The sequence below is a fragment of the Pseudomonas sp. Sample_24 genome (assembly GCF_004307605.1).
Classification (GTDB): domain Bacteria; phylum Pseudomonadota; class Gammaproteobacteria; order Pseudomonadales; family Pseudomonadaceae; genus Aquipseudomonas.
Genome location: NZ_RCNW01000085.1, coordinates 1 through 2,591 on the forward strand (window position 1 = coordinate 1; position 2,591 = coordinate 2,591).

General features: G+C 61.4%; 3 protein-coding genes. 2 read left to right on the forward strand and 1 reads right to left on the reverse strand.

The annotated features are described in order from the left end of the window. Together D8V06_RS03960 and dapC are read left to right on the forward strand one after the other, a co-directional pair. Nucleotides 1-1,041, forward strand: a 1,041-nt coding sequence (locus D8V06_RS03960) for an ACT domain-containing protein (RefSeq protein WP_130930484.1), incomplete at its 5' end; no start/stop codon positions are given. Nucleotides 1,042-1,200: 159 nt separating this feature from the next. After that, on the forward strand, nucleotides 1,201-2,403 hold the full coding sequence (gene dapC / locus D8V06_RS03965) for a succinyldiaminopimelate transaminase (protein ID WP_056856251.1): 1,203 nt from the start codon (nucleotides 1,201-1,203) through the stop codon (nucleotides 2,401-2,403). Nucleotides 2,404-2,405: 2 nt separating this feature from the next. On the opposite strand, the gene D8V06_RS30555 is transcribed toward dapC, so the two are convergent. Next, the coding region (locus tag D8V06_RS30555; RefSeq protein WP_206663178.1) for a hypothetical protein at nucleotides 2,406-2,591 on the reverse strand (186 nt) is incomplete at its 5' end.

The window sequence follows — 2,591 nt, forward strand, 5'->3', positions numbered from 1 at the left end:
ACCGCCCAGCGCAAGGACTTGTCCGACCCGCAGGTGATCCACGATTTCGCGCAGACCGTCGGCGATGAAACCCGCCTCGACTACCTGTACGTGCTGACCGTCGCCGACATCAATGCCACCAACCCGACGCTGTGGAACTCCTGGCGCGCCAGCCTGTTGCGCCAGCTCTACACCGAGACCAAGCGTGCCCTGCGTCGCGGCCTGGAGAACCCGGTGGATCGCGAAGAGCAGATTCGCCAGACCCAGAGCGCCGCCCTGGACATTCTGGTACGCGGCGGTACCGATCCGGATGACGTCGAGCAGTTGTGGGCACAATTGGGCGATGACTATTTCCTGCGTCACACCGCCGGCGATGTCGCCTGGCACAGCGATGCGATCCTCCAGCAGCCGGCAGATGGCGGGCCGTTGGTGCTGATCAAGGAAACCACCCAGCGGGAATTCGAGGGCGGTACGCAGATCTTCATCTATGCACCGGACCAGCACGACTTCTTTGCCGTGACCGTGGCCGCGATGGACCAGCTCAACCTGAACATCCATGACGCCCGGGTCATCACCTCCAGCAGCCAGTTCACCCTCGACACCTACATCGTGCTCGACACCGACGGCGACTCGATCGGCGACAACCCGGCTCGGGTCAAGCAGATCCGCGACGGCTTGACCGAAGCCCTGCGCAATCCGGATAACTACCCGACCATCATCCAGCGTCGGGTGCCGCGCCAGCTCAAGCATTTCGCCTTTGCCCCACAAGTCACGATCCACAACGATGCGCAGCGCCCGGTCACCGTGCTGGAACTGACCGCACCTGATCGTCCCGGCTTGTTGGCACGCATCGGCACGATTTTCCTGGAGTTCGACCTGTCGCTGCAGAACGCCAAGATCGCGACCCTCGGCGAGCGCGTGGAAGACGTGTTTTTCATCACCGACGCCAACAACCACCCGCTGTCCGACCCGCTGCTGTGCAGCCGGTTGCAGGATGCGATCGTCGAGCAGTTGAGCGTCAATCAGGAACCCGATATCAAACTGTCGCGCATCAGCATCTGACTTAACAACGGCCCGCCCCTCTGTAGGAGCGAGCCTGCTCGCGATGGACCCGAGGACGCCACGGGGTAACAGCCCCCCAGTGTCATCGATGACGACCATCGCGAGCAGGCTCGCTCCTACAGGGATCAGCGCCGCCCCAACACCGAACGAGATTTATCGATGAACAACGCTCTGTCCCAGCTCCAGCCCTACCCGTTCGAGAAACTCCGCGCCCTGCTTGGCAGCGTCACACCCAACCCCGACAAACGCCCTATCGCGCTGTCGATCGGCGAACCGAAGCACCGTTCGCCAAGCTTCGTTGCCGAAGCCCTGGCCAGCAATCTGGAAAAAATGGCGGTGTACCCGACCACCCTCGGCGTCCCGGAGTTGCGTGAAGCCATCGCCGCCTGGTGCGAGCGGCGTTTCGGCGTGCCAGACGGCTGGATCGATCCGGCGCGCAACGTGCTGCCCGTCAACGGCACTCGCGAAGCGCTGTTCGCATTCACCCAGACCGTGGTCAACCGTGGCGATGACGCGCTGGTCGTCAGTCCGAACCCGTTCTACCAGATCTACGAAGGCGCGGCGTTCCTCGCCGGGGCCAAGCCGCATTACCTGCCATGCCTGGACGAGAATGGCTTCAATCCAGACTTCGAGGCTGTGTCGCCAGACATCTGGAAACGCTGCCAGATCCTGTTCCTGTGCTCGCCAGGCAATCCGACTGGTGCATTGATCCCGGTCGACACGCTGAAGAAGCTGATCGCCCTGGCCGACCAATACGACTTCGTGATCGCCGCCGACGAGTGCTACAGCGAACTGTACTTCGACGAACAAACCCCTCCGCCGGGCCTGCTCAGCGCCTGCGTGGAACTGGGTCGCAAGGACTTCAAGCGTTGCGTGGTGTTCCACAGCCTGTCCAAGCGTTCCAACTTGCCTGGTTTGCGTTCGGGCTTCGTCGCAGGTGACGCCGACATTCTCAAAGGCTTCTTGCTCTATCGCACCTATCACGGCTGCGCAATGCCGGTGCAAACGCAACTGGCCAGCGTTGCCGCATGGAACGACGAAGTGCATGTGCGCGCCAACCGTGCGCTGTATCGCGAGAAATATGATGCGGTGTTGGAGATTTTAAGCCCGGTCATGGATGTGCAGCGCCCGGACGGTGGTTTTTACTTGTGGCCGAACGTCGAGGGTGATGACGAAGCGTTCTGTCGTGATTTGTTCGCGCAGGAACATGTAACGGTGGTGCCAGGTTCTTATCTGTCCCGTGAAGTCGATGGCGCCAATCCGGGTGCGGGGCGTGTGCGCCTGGCATTGGTTGCACCGTTGGCGGAGTGTGTCGAAGCGGCAGAACGGATTCGAGCGTTCATCATTCGCCATCGCCTGTAAAGTCAACGGCCCGAACAGCGCAATGCTGTCCGGGCCGCAGACAAACCCGAGCCCGGCCGACGCGAAACCGTCCGGTCATGGCATAATCCGTCACCTTTTTTCTCCAGCACCTGTAAAGGGGGCAATTCCTTGACCGTTTCAAGTAAAACGTTGCACCTTTTCGGCATCAAGGCCTGCGACACCATGAA

Excerpts from the sequence above, each read along its gene's own strand:
- dapC (WP_056856251.1), top strand. The coding sequence starts at position 1,201 with ATGAACAACGCTCTGTCCCAGCTCCAGCCCTACCCGTTCGAGAAACTC.